This is a genomic window from Ureibacillus sp. 179-F W5.1 NHS (assembly GCF_045369345.1).
In the GTDB taxonomy this organism is placed as follows: domain Bacteria; phylum Bacillota; class Bacilli; order Bacillales_A; family Planococcaceae; genus Ureibacillus; species Ureibacillus halotolerans.
In genome coordinates this window covers 1-16,085 of sequence record NZ_JBIQFG010000044.1, presented here as the reverse complement: position 1 = coordinate 16,085, position 16,085 = coordinate 1, and the positions used below count along the sequence as shown (strand labels likewise).

11 protein-coding genes and 1 riboswitch are annotated in these 16,085 nt (G+C 37.3%); of the genes, 10 read left to right on the top strand and 1 reads right to left on the bottom strand.

All coding sequences use genetic code 11. From position 1 onward, the window contains the following. Positions 1–25 precede the first annotated feature (25 nt). Positions 26–131: riboswitch (SAM riboswitch) on the top strand. A 165-nt stretch (positions 132–296) separates the two neighbouring features. The 3 genes from ACH0B5_RS15220 to ACH0B5_RS15210 all read left to right on the top strand — a co-directional run bounded on the left by ACH0B5_RS15220 (position 297) and on the right by ACH0B5_RS15210 (position 2,894). Continuing rightward, complete coding sequence (locus ACH0B5_RS15220; RefSeq protein WP_341362516.1) at positions 297–1,322, top strand: methionine ABC transporter ATP-binding protein; 1,026 nt, start codon at positions 297–299, stop codon at positions 1,320–1,322. Beyond that, a complete protein-coding gene (locus ACH0B5_RS15215; RefSeq protein ID WP_122972499.1) occupies positions 1,315–1,983 on the top strand; it encodes a methionine ABC transporter permease in 669 nt (222 codons plus the stop codon). The genes ACH0B5_RS15220 and ACH0B5_RS15215 overlap by 8 nt, the downstream gene beginning before the upstream one ends. A 68-nt stretch (positions 1,984–2,051) precedes the next feature. Then, positions 2,052–2,894, top strand: coding sequence for a MetQ/NlpA family ABC transporter substrate-binding protein (locus ACH0B5_RS15210; RefSeq protein WP_341362515.1), 843 nt, complete (start codon positions 2,052–2,054; stop codon positions 2,892–2,894). A gap of 41 nt (positions 2,895–2,935) precedes the next feature. On the opposite strand, the gene gltC is transcribed toward ACH0B5_RS15210, so the two are convergent. Further along, complete coding sequence (gene gltC, locus ACH0B5_RS15205; protein WP_122972497.1) at positions 2,936–3,838, bottom strand: glutamate biosynthesis transcriptional regulator GltC; 903 nt, start codon at positions 3,836–3,838, stop codon at positions 2,936–2,938. 118 nt (positions 3,839–3,956) lie between these two features. Here gltC and gltB point away from each other — a divergent pair, with 118 nt between their 5' ends. From gltB to sufB, 7 genes are all read left to right on the top strand, one after another. Continuing rightward, positions 3,957–8,477 (top strand): glutamate synthase large subunit, encoded by a 4,521-nt coding sequence (gene gltB / locus ACH0B5_RS15200; RefSeq protein ID WP_406928055.1) that lies wholly within the window; start codon positions 3,957–3,959, stop codon positions 8,475–8,477. A gap of 14 nt (positions 8,478–8,491) precedes the next feature. Next, positions 8,492–9,970 (top strand): glutamate synthase subunit beta, encoded by a 1,479-nt coding sequence (locus ACH0B5_RS15195; RefSeq protein ID WP_341362513.1) that lies wholly within the window; start codon positions 8,492–8,494, stop codon positions 9,968–9,970. A 417-nt stretch (positions 9,971–10,387) separates the two neighbouring features. Beyond that, positions 10,388–11,170, top strand: coding sequence for a Fe-S cluster assembly ATPase SufC (gene sufC / locus ACH0B5_RS15190; RefSeq protein ID WP_122972494.1), 783 nt, complete (start codon positions 10,388–10,390; stop codon positions 11,168–11,170). A gap of 19 nt (positions 11,171–11,189) precedes the next feature. Next, complete coding sequence (gene sufD / locus ACH0B5_RS15185; RefSeq protein ID WP_406928054.1) at positions 11,190–12,497, top strand: Fe-S cluster assembly protein SufD; 1,308 nt, start codon at positions 11,190–11,192, stop codon at positions 12,495–12,497. Next, a complete protein-coding gene (locus ACH0B5_RS15180; RefSeq protein ID WP_406928053.1) occupies positions 12,497–13,720 on the top strand; it encodes a cysteine desulfurase in 1,224 nt (407 codons plus the stop codon). Before sufD ends, ACH0B5_RS15180 begins: the two co-directional genes overlap by 1 nt. Beyond that, the gene (sufU, locus tag ACH0B5_RS15175) at positions 13,710–14,144 is read left to right on the top strand and encodes a Fe-S cluster assembly sulfur transfer protein SufU (protein ID WP_122972491.1); all 435 of its coding nucleotides are present in this window, start codon (positions 13,710–13,712) and stop codon (positions 14,142–14,144) included. The genes ACH0B5_RS15180 and sufU overlap by 11 nt, the downstream gene beginning before the upstream one ends. Before the next feature lie 23 nt (positions 14,145–14,167). Continuing rightward, positions 14,168–15,565 carry a Fe-S cluster assembly protein SufB gene (sufB, locus tag ACH0B5_RS15170; RefSeq protein WP_122972490.1) on the top strand — a complete coding sequence of 466 codons (1,398 nt, stop codon included), beginning with the start codon at positions 14,168–14,170 and terminating at the stop codon, positions 15,563–15,565. The last annotated feature ends 520 nt before the right edge of the window (positions 15,566–16,085 follow it).

Below are 16,085 nucleotides of genomic sequence, written 5' to 3'. Positions count from 1 at the left end.
ATAATCTTAAAATTAAATATCGTAACTCTTATAAAGAGCGGTGGAGGGAAGTGCCCTATGAAACCCGGCAACCATCACATTATGTGAAAAGGTGCCAAGTCACGCGAAGTGGATACTTTGAAAGATAAGAGAACGGTTATCGTAAATAGAAGTTTTATTGCGTGCCCTTTCTACTTGTCTTTGTAGAAAGGGTTTTTATTTTGGGATTAAAAAGAAAAGGATAAAAAAGTTGTGTATTTTACATACATTTCTTCCTCAACATAAATTATTGAGGCGTAATATAAAGGAGTACATATATGATTGAGCTAAAGGATATATCGAAAATATATAAAACAAAAAATGGTGAAATAGCAGCTGTAAAAAATGTTAATTTAACCATTCAAAAAGGTGAAATATTCGGCATCATTGGATACAGCGGCGCAGGAAAAAGTACAATGATTCGTTTGTTAAATGGATTAGAAAAACCAACTGCTGGATCGGTTGTTGTAAACGGTCAGCCGATTTCTTCTATTTCAGGTAGTAAACTTCGTCAAGCAAGACAAAAAATTAGTATGATTTTCCAACATTTTAATTTACTATGGTCCCGCACAGTTGCGGAAAATATCGCTTTCCCATTGGAAATTGCCGGTGTTCCAGCGGCGGAACGTACAAAACGGGTTAAAGAGTTGATCGATTTAGTAGGATTATCTGGTCGAGACAAAGCATATCCTTCCCAATTATCAGGGGGGCAAAAGCAGCGGGTAGGAATTGCAAGGGCGTTAGCTAATAATCCAGAAGTGTTACTTTGCGATGAAGCAACGAGCGCGTTGGATCCAGAGACGACAGATTCCATTTTAGAATTGTTATTAGATATTAATAAGCGTCTAGGTCTTACAATTGTTTTGATTACCCATGAAATGCACGTCATTCGTAAAATTTGTCACCGTGTGGCCGTGATGGAAGCGGGACAAGTTGTGGAACAAGGCGATGTTCTTCAAGTGTTCCAACAACCTCAAGCAGATATTACGAAAAACTTTGTTATGCAAGTGTCTGGGACAAAGGATTCAAAAAATTCCATTGAACAAATTTTAGCTAATTATCCAACGGGTAAAATTGTGAAACTAACGTTTATAGGAAATAAGACGGAACAGCCAATCATTTCCCAATTAATTAAACAGTTCGATGTAGAAGTGAATATTGTTCACGGTAACATTTCACAAACGGCAAGTGGACCATATGGAACATTAATTGTTCAAATTGTTGGTGAAGATAGCAACGTTCAAAAAGCATTAGATTTACTCAATTCAATAGAAATTCAAACGGAGGTGATTGAACATGCTTAGTGAATTATTTCCGAATGTTCGATGGGAAGATATGTGGCAAGCTACATATGACACCCTTTATATGACAATCATCTCAACGGCAGCAACCTTTGTTATTGGTTTAATAGTTGGTATTGTATTGTTTTTAACGAGTCCACATCAAATTTGGGCAAATAAAATTGCAAACTTTATTACCGGATCATTAGTAAATATTTTCCGTTCGATTCCATTTATCGTATTGATTATTTTATTAATTCCATTTACGAAGTTTTTACTAGGAACAATTCGCGGGGTAGAAGCAGCTTTGCCGGCATTGATCATTGGGGCAGCACCTTTCTATGCGCGGATGGTATTAATCGCATTACGTGAGATTGATAAAGGAGTTATAGAAGCAGCCCGTTCAATGGGAGCGAAAACTTCTACAATTATTTGGAAAGTATTAATTCCAGAATCGATGCCAGCTTTACTTTCAGGTATTACAGTAACGGCAGTAACGCTAGTAGGATACACTGCGATGGCAGGAATTATCGGTGCTGGAGGGTTAGGAAACTTAGCCTTCATCGATGGTTTCCAACGTAGTCGTGATGATGTAACACTAATGGCAACCATTATTATTTTAATTATTGTGTTTATTATTCAATTTATTGGGGACTTTATAACAACAAAGACCGATAAACGATAAAGATCACTCCAGTGCTTACGGTAAGACCGTTCACATATATAAGATATTAAGAAAAGGGGAACAAGAAAATGAAGAAATTTTTATCATTTTTATTGATATCAGTAGTCGTACTTGCTTTAGCAGCTTGTGGTAGCGCTGAAGATGAAAAGACAACTGGTGAAGGTGGAAAAGAAGAATCAAAAACAATTACAATCGGTGCTTCAAACGGTTTACATGACATCATTTTAGAACAAGCAAAACCAATTCTAGCTGAAGAAGGTATTGAATTAGATATTAAACCTTACCAAGATTATGTAATGCCGAACCAAGATTTAGAGTCTGGTGATCTTGATGCAAATTACTTCCAACACATTCCTTATTTAGAAACTGAAATTAAAGATAAAGGTTATGATTTTGTAAACGCTGGTGGCATTCATATCGAACCAATCGGTATTTATTCTCAAAAATATAAATCATTAGATGAGCTACCGGAAGGTGCAACGATTATTATTTCTAATTCTGTTGGTGACCAAGGTCGTATTTTAACTCTTTTAGAAGCAAAAGGTTTAATTAAACTAGATGAAAATGTCGACAAAGCAGTAGCAACTGTTGATGATATCGTTGAAAATCCTAAAAATTTTAAGATTGATAATAGCTCTGCTCCAGAAATGTTAGTTACGTATTATGAAGAAGGCGAAGGCGATGCGGTTGTAATTAACTCGAACTTCGCAATCGATGCGGGTATTAACCCAATTAAAGATTCTATCGCAATTGAAGATTCTGAATCTCCATATGTAAATGTGATTGCTGTACGTTCTGAAGACAAAGATAATGAAGCGATTAAACGTTTAGTTGAAGTACTTCATTCTGACGAAATCCAACAATTCATTCTTGATGAGTGGGGCGGCGCAGTCGTACCTGTAAATGAATAATTATTACAAAACCTTCGGATTGATCCGAAGGTTTTTTTACATTATATAAAACGATTTAATCTTGAGAAAAATGTGTTAATAAATTTTAAAAATACTTGTTCCGACGGTCCGAGTTCTCGATTAGTCGGATAGATGACACCGACAGTTCTTGTTAAAATAGGGCTTTCCACTTCCATCTTAACGGTTAAACGTGGTGTCGAGTCGTACAAAGAGCTTTCGGGTAGGAGTGATACACCGATATCGGCAGCAACTAATCCTTTTAATGCATCCATATCTTCCCCTTTAGAAGTAACGTTTGGGATAAAGCCTGCCGATTTACAAGCATCAATGGCGACTTTGTGTAAAATATACCCTTCCGGAAATAATACAAAATTATCATGGCGTAGGTCGGATAAATGAATTTTGTTTCGTTTAGCTAACGGGTGGCTAGCAGGAAGTAAAGCATGGATTTTCTCACTAAATAAGATCGTTGTATTGATGCTTTCGTCTGCCTGTGGTACAGGGCCTAAAAAAGCCAAATTAAGCTCTCGATTTTTTACGGCATCAATTAAATAGCGATATGATCCTTGGCGTAAATGGAACATAACATTTGGATATTCTTTTTTAAAAGCAGAAATAACGGTTGGTAATACATAGCTTGCAAGACTAGTAGGGAAGCCAATTTTAATGGTTCCTTTTGCGGGGTCTAAATATTCTTCCACTTGTTTGACTGCAAAATCAATTGCCTTCAGTGCGGTAACTGTATGGTCTAAAAAGATTTTACCAATTGGTGTCAGCTTCACATTTCGACCTACTCGCTCAAAAAGTGCTGTACCTAGCTCGTCTTCTAAGTTTGCAATTTGTCTGCTGACTGCTGATTGGGCGACATGTAAATGTTCGGCTGCTTCAGAAATATGTTCCCTTTCTGCCACTTCTACAAAGTATCGCAATTGGCGTAATTCCAACGTTTTCACCCCATTTATCTAAAAATTAGATTAATTCAATCCAAACTATATATTGTTTATATTATTTTATAAACCTTAAAATGTAAATAAGGTATTTATGAGATTTGGGGGGATTTACATGGCTTTTCATCAGTATCCGAAGGCACAAGGTCTTTATTCACCGACTTTTGAACATGACGCTTGTGGTATCGGTTTTTATGCAAATATTAAGGGACACGCTTCACATGAAATTGTAAAAAATGGATTAGAAATGTTATGTCGCTTAGATCACCGAGCAGGACGCGGAGGTGACGGCAAAACTGGCGACGGTGCTGGTTTAATGGTACAAATTCCTGACCTATTTTATAAATTAAATTGTCCAGAGCTAAACTTACCAGCGAAAGGTGAGTATGGTGTAGGGCAATTATTTTTTACAGAGGATCATAAAGAGAGAGAATCCATTGAGAAAAAAATAAACGAATTCATTGAACAAGAAGGGCAATCTTTAATCGGATGGAGAACTGTTCCTACAAATAAAGAGATTTTAAGCGATGTTGCTAAGTCAACGGCGCCTGTTGTTCGCCAAGTATTTATAAAGGCAGAAAACGTTAAAGATACTTTAGCCTTTGAGCGTAAATTGTATTTAATTCGTAAGCAGACGGAGTTTTGGGCAAAGGAACAAGATATGAAATTTTATTGCCCAAGTATGTCGAGCCAAACGATTGTATTTAAAGGGTTATTAACTCCAGAAGAAGTAAGTGAGTTTTATATAGATCTACAAGATGAAAGCTTTGTTTCAGCTTTTGCCATAGTCCATTCACGCTACTCAACGAATACATTCCCGAGTTGGGAACGTGCTCATCCAAACCGCTATATCGTTCATAACGGTGAAATCAACACATTACGTGGCAATATTAACTGGATGACGGCTAGGGAACAACGTTTTATTTCAGAAAGCTTTGGTGAAGATTTAAAGAAATTATTACCGATTATTGATAACTCAGGTTCAGATTCATCCATGTTGGATAATGCCTTTGAATTTTTCGTATTAGCAGGTAGAACTCCTGCCCATACGGCAATGATGTTAATTCCAGAACCGTGGACAGAAAACCCTCATATTTCAGAAGAGAAAAAAGCGTTTTATGCATATCATGCAAGCTTAATGGAGCCGTGGGATGGACCGACTGCAATTTGTTTCACAGATGGTAAACAAATTGGCTCGATTTTAGACCGTAACGGGTTACGTCCAGCACGCTATTATGTAACAAAAGATGATATGATTGTTTTTTCTTCAGAAGTAGGGGTTGTTGATATCGAAGAGGAAAACGTTTTATATAAAGAACGTTTAAGTCCTGGTCGTATGTTGCTCATCGATTTAGAACAAGGGAAAATTGTTTCCGATGAAGAGTTAAAAAGAGAAATGGCACAGGCCGAACCTTATGCCCAATGGTTAGAAGAGAACTTAGTAACGATCGAAGCAGAAAATGAATTACCGAAAAAGGTAGATGATTTATCTTTACGTCAAAAATCCTTCGGTTACACATTTGAAGATATTCAAAAATATATAGTTCCAATTTCAAGCAGTGCAAAGGATCCGATTGGTTCAATGGGGAATGATTCACCATTAGCGGTATTATCCGATCGTCCCCAATCATTGTTTAATTACTTTAAGCAATTGTTTGCTCAAGTTACGAATCCGCCAATCGATTCAATCCGTGAACATATCGTTACTTCTACGATGACTTTGTTAGGTGCGGAAGGAAACTTGCTACACCCGAATGCTGAAAATGCCCGTCGTATTTTCTTAGAAACACCTATATTAACAAACGGTGAGTTGGATGAACTGACAAGCTTGTCGAATAAATATTTTCAACATTCAGTCATCAATCTTCAATTTGAAATGTCTTTAGAAAAAGAATTGGAACGTCTTTTCAAAGAAGCAGATGAGGCAATTAACGCAGGAGTAACATTGCTCGTTTTAACGGATGAACTTGATTCAGTCCACACACCAACAATACCAATCTTACTTGCGGTAAGTAGCTTACATCAATATTTAGTTCGTACAGGTAAGCGAACTTTAGTAAGTTTAATTGTCAATAGTGGTGAAGCAAGAGAAGTTCATCATTTTGCATCTTTAATTGGTTTTGGTGCAGATGCAATAAATCCTTATTTAGCATACGCTTCAATTCAGCAGTCGATTGAAGCTGGCCATCTTAACTTAAGCTATCAAGATGCTGTAGCCAAGTATCGTAAAGGGATTGCAGATGGTGTTGTGAAAGTCATGTCAAAAATGGGGATTTCTACTGTTCAATCATACCGCGGAGCTCAAATTTTTGAAGCGGTAGGTATTAGTAAAGAAGTGATTGATCAGCATTTCACAGGTACAGCATCCCAAATTGATGGTATTGATTTAGAAACGATTGGTGAAGAGGCAAAACGTCGTCATGCATTAGCGTGTCGTTCAAAGTCGGAATTATTAGATTCCGGCAGTGATTTCCAATGGCGTGCAGATGGTGAACATCATGCCTTTAATCCAAAAACGATTCATACTTTGCAAACAGCTACGAGAAGAAATGATTACGGTTTATATAGAATGTATGCTGAAATGGCAAATGAAGAACGTATTGGTTTTTTAAGAAATTTATTTGAATTCAAATCTACGAACCAATCGATTCCGTTAGAAGATGTAGAACCGGTAGAATCGATTCTAAAACGATTTAAGACGGGGGCAATGTCCTTTGGTTCGATTTCAAAAGAAGCCCATGAGACATTAGCGATTGCGATGAACCGAATTGGTGGTCGCTCGAATTCCGGTGAAGGTGGAGAAGACCCAGCTCGTTTTGAAGTAGATCAAAACGGTGATAACCGGAATAGTGCAATTAAACAAATTGCTTCAGGGCGTTTTGGTGTGAAATCCCATTATTTAGTGAATGCGAATGAGTTGCAAATTAAAGTCGCACAAGGGGCTAAACCAGGTGAAGGTGGACAATTGCCAGGGAATAAAGTATATCCATGGGTTGCTGAAGTTCGCGGTTCAACACCAGGTGTAGGATTAATTTCACCGCCACCACATCATGATATTTATTCAATTGAAGACTTAGCAGAACTAATTTACGATTTGAAAAATGCCAACCGTAACGCTCGTATTTCAGTAAAACTTGTTGCAAAAGCGGGGGTAGGAACAATCGCAGCAGGTGTAGCGAAAGGTGGAGCTGATGTCATCGTTATTTCTGGATATGATGGCGGAACGGGAGCATCACCTAAAACTTCTATTAAACATACAGGTTTACCTTGGGAACTTGGGTTGGCTGAAGCTCATCAAACATTAATGTTAAATGGACTTCGTGAAAAGGTAACATTAGAAACCGATGGAAAGTTAATGACAGGTAAAGACGTTGTAATGGCGGCTTTACTAGGAGCGGAAGAATACGGATTTGCTACAGCTCCTTTAATTGTCCTTGGCTGTATTATGATGCGTGCTTGTCATTTGGATACATGCCCGGTTGGTGTGGCAACACAAAATCCGGAGTTGCGTGCAAAATTCATGGGAAATGCTGACCATATCGTGAACTATATGACATTTGTAGCGGAAGAAATTCGAGAATATATGGCAAAATTAGGATTCCGTACGATTGAAGAAATGGTTGGTCGTACAGATGTCCTTCAAATTAGTGAACGGGCAAAATCCCATTGGAAAGCAAGTCAACTTGATTTATCGGCATTGCTTTATCAAGTACAAGGGGTTCGTACGAAACAAACAGAGCAAGATTTACGTATTAACGAAACCTTCGATGTACGCGAGCTTCTACCGAAAGTAGAAAATAGTATAAAAGAAAAAGAGCATATAGAGTTAGAATACACGATTAAAAATACAGATCGAGTTGTTGGGACAATAATCGGAAGTGAAATTTCGAAAAAGTACGGCGAAAAAGGGTTGAAAGATGGCACGATTACATTGAAATTTACTGGTCATGCTGGCCAAAGTTTCGGTGCCTTTGTTCCACGTGGGATGGCGTTATCTTGTGTTGGTGATGTCAATGACTACTTCGGTAAAGGGTTATCTGGTGGTAAATTAGTGGCCATTGCCCCTATTAAAGGCGAGCAAGAACAGAATGTGATCGCTGGTAACGTTTGTTTGTACGGAGCGACTAGTGGAACTGCTTATATAAATGGTCGAGCAGGAGAGCGCTTTGCGGTTCGTAACAGCGGTGCCAATGTAGTGGTGGAAGGTATCGGTGATCACGGCTGTGAATATATGACTGGTGGTCGTGTCGTTATTTTAGGAGATGTAGGAAAAAACTTTGCTGCTGGTATGAGTGGTGGAACTGCTTATGTTTTACCAACGGATGAAGCAAGTTTCAAAGAAAAATGTAATACAGAAATGATTCAATTGGAACGTTTAGAAGATAAAGCGGAAATCGAGGCTGTACGCTCAATGATTATTAAACACTTGGAGCATACTGAAAGTACGATTGCGTTAGATATTCTAGCGAAATGGGATCAATTTGTTAAGAAGTTTATTAAAGTTGTACCGACGGATTATAAAGCGATGATTGAGAAAATCAATTACCATCGATTCCAAGGGTTAACAGAGGATGGAGCTGCGATGCAAGCTTTTGTTGAAACAACTGGAGTGAAAGAATTAGCGATTTCCAAATAAGAGGGGGTTCTAGCATGGGGAAACCAACAGGATTTATGGAATATAAACGAGAAAAAACAAAGGAACAGCCTCCACTAGAGCGTATTTCGAGTTGGAATGAATATGCTACAAGGCTGTCAGATGAATCATTACAAAGGCAAGGCGCGCGTTGTATGGATTGCGGTACACCGTTCTGTCATATGGGCGTGGAAATTCGCGGTGCAGCTGCAGGCTGTCCAATCCAAAACGTTATTCCCGAATGGAATGATTTAGTTTATAGAGGGAAATGGAAAGAAGCATTAGATCGTCTACATATGACGAATAACTTTCCTGAATTCACAGGGCGCGTTTGTCCAGCGCCTTGTGAAGGATCATGTACATTAGGAATTTCGGATCCTGCCGTTGCCATTAAATCAATCGAACGTTCCATTATTGATAAAGGGTTTGAAAATAATTGGATTGTTCCTCGTATTCCTCAAACTCGTACAGGGAAAAGGGTCGCCATCGTTGGATCAGGGCCGGCTGGATTAGCAGCGGCAGATCAATTAAATCAACTTGGCCATAGTGTAACGATTTATGAACGGGCTGACCGTCCAGGCGGTTTATTAATGTATGGTATTCCGAATATGAAATTAGAAAAAGACGTCATTGAACGTCGAGTAAATTTACTTCGTCAAGAAGGAATTGATTTCATATTAAATACGGAAATTGGCAAGGATATTACTGCAGATGAATTAAAGGCTCAATACGATGCTGTAATACTTTGTATCGGTGCTCAAAAACAACGGGTGCTTCATTTAGAGGGCAGTGAGGCTGAAGGAATTCATTTAGCTATGGATTACTTAACAGGTGTTACGCAAAGTTTACTAGATTCTAATTTTGAAGATAAAAAAGCAATCGATGTTGCTGGTAAGGATGTAATTGTTATCGGAGGCGGTGATACTGGTGCAGACTGTGTGGCGACAGCTATTCGTCAAAAGGCACGCTCTGTGTATCAGTTCGGTAAACATCCACAATTACCAAAAACACGACAAGAAGATCGTCCTTGGCCGCAAGATCCAAATGTTTATAAATTGGATTATGCCTATGAAGAGGTAGAAGCGGCAAAGGGCCGTGACCCACGGGAATATTGCATTCAAACGAAAAAAATTGTTGCTGATAAAAACGGACGCGTAAAAGAACTTCATACGATTCAAATGGAGAAAATTTTAGGCGATGACGGATTTTATTTCTTCAAAGAGCTTCCAGGTACTGAAAAGGTTTGGCCAGCTCAATATGTGTTTGTTGCGATTGGATTTGAAGGAGTGGAAAAATCATTACCAGAACAATTCGGTGTGAAATTAGTCAATAACCGTATCCAAGCATCCATTAAAGATTTTGAAACAAATGTTCCTGGTGTATTTACAGCAGGGGATGCAAGACGGGGTCAAAGCTTAGTTGTTTGGGCTATTAAAGAAGGTCGCGCGGTAGCAGCAAGTGTTGATGAATTTTTAATGACAACGGTTAAAGCATAATTTGATTAGGCGATTTTTGAGTTTTTAATAGAACTCAGAAGTCGTCTTTTTTTGATTTTGAATCAAACATTTTATTAATATAATTTCTTCGCAACATGTATAAGAATTGGTTATACTAAGGAAAACTACTTAAGTCTCTAATCTCAATGATTAAAATTATTTTTTACTCTATGATATTTGAAATCTATTCTCAATTAGTATTCTTTTATTGAAAATGAATTTCTTGCCTTTTTTTTAAAATTAGTTTTCGTCAAAACTGAAAAAATGTGTAAAACACCAATATAATAATGGTTTTTGTTGAAATCTAATGATTGTGGAATAAATCTTTTGCATGCTTTGAAGTTTTCGGTTAAGATTAGAATGATAATAAATTAGAAATGGTTCTACCATTTAACTCGCAACTACGGAGGTAATATAATGTCAACTTTAGTTATTAAAGATCTTCATGTATCGATTGAAGATAAAGAGATTTTAAAAGGTGTAAACCTAACAATTAATACAAATGAAGTCCATGCAATTATGGGTCCAAATGGTACAGGTAAATCTACATTAGCTTCTGCTATTATGGGTCACCCTAAATATGAAGTTACTCAAGGTACTATTGAAATAGATGGTGAAAACGTACTTGAAATGGAAGTTGATGAGCGTGCAAAAGCTGGTTTATTCCTAGCTATGCAATACCCTTCTGAAATTTCAGGTGTAACAAACGCAGATTTCATCCGTTCAGCTATTAACGCTCGTCGTGAAGAAGGCGATGAAATTTCATTAATGAAATTTATCCGTGAGCTTGATAAAACAATGGATTTCCTAGAAATGGATCAAGATATGGCTCAACGTTATTTAAATGAAGGATTCTCTGGTGGGGAAAAGAAACGTAATGAAATTCTTCAATTAATGATGATTAAACCTACTTTCGCTATTTTAGACGAAATCGACTCAGGTCTTGATATCGACGCATTAAAAGTTGTTGCAAAAGGTATTAACGAAATGCGCGGTGAAGGATTTGGATGTCTTGCAATCACTCACTACCAACGTTTATTAAACTACATTACTCCTGATCATGTACACGTTATGATGCAAGGTCGCGTTGTTAAATCTGGTGGTCCAGAATTAGCTCAACGTCTAGAAGCAGAAGGTTATGACTGGATTAAAAAAGAATTAGGAATCGAAGATACAGACGCGGTAACAGAAGAAGCTTAATGGAGGAGGGCGAAACAACATGACGGTTGAAACAAAATTGGCGTTATCAGCTACAGAAGTACGCTCGTTCTCGCAAAGCAACAATGAACCATCATGGTTTGCGAACTTGCGCGCGGAAGCAATTGAAAAGGCTGCTGAGCTACCAATGCCAAAGCCAGATAAAACAAATATTACAGGTTGGAACTTTATCGAGTTCCCTCAACATACAGTAGAAAGTGCACCATTTAATTCTTTAGACGAGCTTCCTACAGAAGTAAAAGAAATCATTGATATTGAAGGCCAAGAAAACCTTTATATTCAACGTAATAATACACCTGCATTTATTAAAATTTCTGAAGAGTTAAAAGCTCAAGGTGTTATTTTTACAGATATCCAAACTGCGATTCGTGAGCACAGTGATTTAGTTCAAAAATACTTTATGACAGAAGCTGTTAAAGTAGATGAGCATAAATTAACTGCTTACCATGCTGCATTAGTTAACGGTGGTGTATTCGTATACGTACCAAAAAACGTTGTTGTTGAACAACCATTACAAGTTGTTTTCTTAAACGACAATGCAGACGCTTCATTATTTAACCATGTTCTTGTCGTAGCTGACAGCAATTCAGCAGTAACATATGTAGAAACTTATGTATCTACAGTAGAACAAGCAAATGGACAAGCTAACTTAATCGAAGAAGTTGTTGCATTAGACAATGCACAAGTTACTTTCGGTGCTGTAGATGTTCTTGCTAAAGGTTTTACAACTTACGTAAACCGCCGCGGTCATATTAAACGCGATGCGAAAATGGACTGGGCTTTAGGTTTAATGAACGATTCAGATACAATTTCTGAAAATATTACTCACTTAATTGGTGACGGTTCAACTGCCAATGCGAAAACAGTAGTAGTAGGGCGCGGAGAACAAAAACAAAACTTCACAACAGAAGTTCGTCACTGGGGTAAAAACTCTGAAGGCTTCATCTTAAAACATGGTGTTATGAAAGATGCAGCTCAAACAATCTTCAATGGTATCGGTAAAATTGAACACGGTGCTACAAAATCAAATGCAGAACAAGAATCACGCGTATTAATGTTATCTGAAAATGCTCGTGGTGATGCAAACCCAATTTTATTAATTGATGAAGATGATGTAATGGCAGGACACGCAGCATCTGTTGGTCGTGTTGATCCAATTCAACTTTATTACTTAATGAGTCGTGGTATTTCAAAATCAGAAGCAGAGCGTTTAGTTATCCACGGATTCCTTGCGCCTGTTGTTACTAACCTTCCTATCGAAAGCGTTAAAAATCAATTGACGAAAGTCATTGAAGGGAAAGTTCGCTAATGAATGAAATCCGTAAATTGTTTCCTGTTCTCAATCAAGAAGTAAACGGGCATCCGCTCGTTTACCTTGATAGTGCAGCAACATCCCAAAAGCCAATTCAAGTATTAGAAGCAGTAAAAAACTATTACGAGTTAGATAATTCCAACGTTCACCGTGGTGTACATACTTTAGGAAATCGAGCAACTGATTCATATGAAGGAGCTCGTGAGAAAATCCGTAAGTTCATTAACGCGACGTCAACAGAAGAAATTATTTACACTCGTGGTACTACAACTTCTTTAAATACGGTAGCAGCTGCTTATGGACGAATGAATGTTGAAGAAGGAGATGAAATTATTATCTCCTATATGGAACACCATTCAAACTTAATTCCTTGGCAACAATTGGCGAAGGAAAAAGGTGCTGTATTAAAGTATTTTGACCTTGAACCAGATGGTACGATTACATTAGATACTGTTCGCAATACGATTACAGATAAAACGAAAATTGTCGCGATTACAATGGCTTCAAACGTTTTAGGAACGATTAATCCAATTAAAGAAATTGCTGAAATCGCCCACGAAGTTGGTGCAGTAATCGTAGTAGATGCAGCACAAGCTGCACCGCATATGCCGATCGATGTGCAAGATCTTGATTGTGACTTTTTAGGTTTTTCTGGTCATAAAATGTGCGGTCCAACAGGTATTGGTGTACTATATGGTAAAAAAGCGCTTTTAGAAAACATGGAACCAATTGAATTTGGCGGGGAAATGATTGACTTTGTAGGCTTATATGATTCTACTTGGAAAGAACTGCCTTGGAAATTTGAAGGTGGTACTCCAAATATTGCTGGTGCTATTGGCTTAGGTGCTGCGATTGATTTCTTAAATGAAATTGGATTGGAAAAAATTGCGGAACATGAACATAGCCTAGTAGAATATGCTATAAGTGAAATGGATAAAATCGATGGTTTAACCGTTTACGGACCTCGAGATCCACAGAAACGTTGCGGCTTAATTACATTCAATATCGACGGTGTACATCCACATGATTTAGCAACTGTTTTAGATATGAATGGTATTGCTGTACGTGCAGGTCATCATTGTGCTCAACCGCTAATGAAATGGCTACAATGTACTGCAACAGCTCGAGCAAGCTTCTATATGTATAATACGAAGGAAGATATTGATCGACTTGTTGAAGGATTGCGCACAGCGAAGGAGTATTTTAACGATGTCTTTTAATAATTTAGATCAACTATACCGCTCAGTCATTATGGATCATTATAAAAAACCGCGTAACAAAGGTTCATTGGATGGTGACAGTGTCACAATCGATATGAATAACCCTACATGTGGTGACCGCATTCATTTAACTTTAAAAATCAACGATGGTATAGTCGAAGATGCTAAATTTGATGGAGAAGGCTGTTCCATTTCAATGTCTTCTGCCTCTATGATGACAGAAGTTATTAAAGGAAAAAAAGTAAATGAAGCTCTTGAACTAGCTGATATTTTTTCGAAAATGATGCTAGGTGAAGACTATAGCGATAAATATGATTTAGGGGATGTTGAAGCCCTTCAAGGTGTTTCAAAATTCCCAGCACGAATTAAATGCGCTACATTAGCTTGGAAAGCAATGGAAAAAGGCGTAAGCGATCAAAATTAATTTTTGAACGGAGGAGAATAAAAATGGCGAAAAAAATGCCTGATATCGGCGATTACAAATACGGCTTCCATGATAAAGACGTTTCAGTTTTCCGTTCAAAACGTGGATTAACTGATGAAATCGTCCGTGAAATTTCAAATATGAAAAATGAACCGGAGTGGATGTTAAACTATCGTTTAAAAGCGTTAGAAATTTTCTACTCTAAACCAATGCCACAATGGGGTGGCGACCTATCTGCTTTAAACTTCGATGAAATTACTTACTATGTAAAACCATCTGAAGCAACTCAAAAATCTTGGGATGAAGTACCAGAAGAAATCAAAGCTACATTTGATAAATTAGGTATTCCTGAAGCTGAACAAAAATATTTAGCTGGTGTATCTGCTCAGTACGAATCTGAAGTAGTTTACCACAACATGAAAAAGGATCTTGAAGATTTAGGAATTGTCTTCAAAGATACAGATTCAGCATTACGTGAAAATGAAGATATTTTCAAACAATATTGGGGTACAGTTATTCCAGCATCAGACAACAAATTTGCTGCTCTAAACTCAGCTGTTTGGTCTGGTGGATCATTCATTTACGTTCCACCTGGTGTAAAATTAGATACTCCACTTCAAGCATACTTCCGTATTAACTCTGAAAATATGGGTCAATTCGAACGTACATTAATTATTGTTGATGAAGGATCAAGTGTTCACTATGTAGAAGGATGTACAGCTCCTGTATATACTACAAACTCCCTTCACTCAGCAGTAGTTGAAATTATCGTTAAGAAAGATGCTTATTGCCGTTATACAACAATCCAAAACTGGGCGAACAACGTATATAACTTAGTTACAAAACGTACGGTTGTTGAAGAAAACGGTACAATGGAATGGATTGATGGTAACATCGGTTCAAAATTAACGATGAAATACCCAGCATGTATTTTAAAAGGAGAAGGTGCTCGTGGTATGACCCTTTCAATTGCGATTGCAGGTAAAGGTCAACACCAAGATGCTGGTGCAAAAATGATTCACTTAGCACCAAACACATCTTCAACAATCGTTTCTAAATCGATCTCTAAACAAGGTGGTAAAGTAACTTACCGTGGTATCGTTCGATTTGGTAAAAAAGCAACAGGTGCACGTTCTAACATCGAATGTGATACGTTAATTTTAGATAACGAATCAACATCTGATACAATTCCATATAACGAAATCTTAAACGATAATGTATCTTTAGAGCATGAAGCAAAAGTTTCTAAAGTATCTGAAGAGCAATTATTCTACTTAATGAGCCGTGGTATTTCAGAAGGTGAAGCAACAGAAATGATCGTAATGGGCTTCATCGAACCATTCACAAAAGAATTACCAATGGAATACGCAGTAGAAATGAACCGTTTAATCAAATTCGAAATGGAAGGTTCTATTGGTTAATTCCAATAAAATCAATGATTTCGAGGGTTTTAGGAAGCTAGGAACTCAAAAAATCTAAATGGTAAAGACCGAGTGCAATTGCGCTCGGTCTTTTTTGATATATGTAGTTTTAATGAAGGTGAAACAAAATTCGATTTGAAGAAGCCATTGAAATAAAAATGTGAGGACAAAATGATTAAAAATTCTTACAATGTCGCTCTGAAAAATTCATAAAATCCGATTTCCATCGGTACTGCCCAAACATAAAAACCTAAAAGTACAATGGGTCCTATCAAGAAATCAAATAGTTTCGATGGTAGAATTCTACGAAATAGTATTGTGTAAATGATCACAAAAATAGTAGGAACGATAAGTAATATTAATAATGAAAAAAATAGTGGATATAATTCAATACTAAGTTTTAATCCAGTTGAAAAGTCAAGCATATATAGTAGTCACCTTATTGTGTATGGCAAAATAAAAATGCAGAGCTTTGCAAAGGAAAAATGCAGAGTCCTTCACTAATTTTGTGCAAAAAAAA

Excerpts from the sequence above, each read along its gene's own strand:
- sufB (WP_122972490.1), top strand. The coding sequence starts at position 14,168 with ATGGCGAAAAAAATGCCTGATATCGGCGATTACAAATACGGCTTCCAT.
- ACH0B5_RS15215 (WP_122972499.1), top strand. The coding sequence starts at position 1,315 with ATGCTTAGTGAATTATTTCCGAATGTTCGATGGGAAGATATGTGGCAA.
- ACH0B5_RS15180 (WP_406928053.1), top strand. The coding sequence starts at position 12,497 with ATGAATGAAATCCGTAAATTGTTTCCTGTTCTCAATCAAGAAGTAAAC.
- gltB (WP_406928055.1), top strand. The coding sequence starts at position 3,957 with ATGGCTTTTCATCAGTATCCGAAGGCACAAGGTCTTTATTCACCGACT.
- ACH0B5_RS15220 (WP_341362516.1), top strand. The coding sequence starts at position 297 with ATGATTGAGCTAAAGGATATATCGAAAATATATAAAACAAAAAATGGT.
- sufU (WP_122972491.1), top strand. The coding sequence starts at position 13,710 with ATGTCTTTTAATAATTTAGATCAACTATACCGCTCAGTCATTATGGAT.
- ACH0B5_RS15195 (WP_341362513.1), top strand. The coding sequence starts at position 8,492 with ATGGGGAAACCAACAGGATTTATGGAATATAAACGAGAAAAAACAAAG.
- sufC (WP_122972494.1), top strand. The coding sequence starts at position 10,388 with ATGTCAACTTTAGTTATTAAAGATCTTCATGTATCGATTGAAGATAAA.
- ACH0B5_RS15210 (WP_341362515.1), top strand. The coding sequence starts at position 2,052 with ATGAAGAAATTTTTATCATTTTTATTGATATCAGTAGTCGTACTTGCT.
- sufD (WP_406928054.1), top strand. The coding sequence starts at position 11,190 with ATGACGGTTGAAACAAAATTGGCGTTATCAGCTACAGAAGTACGCTCG.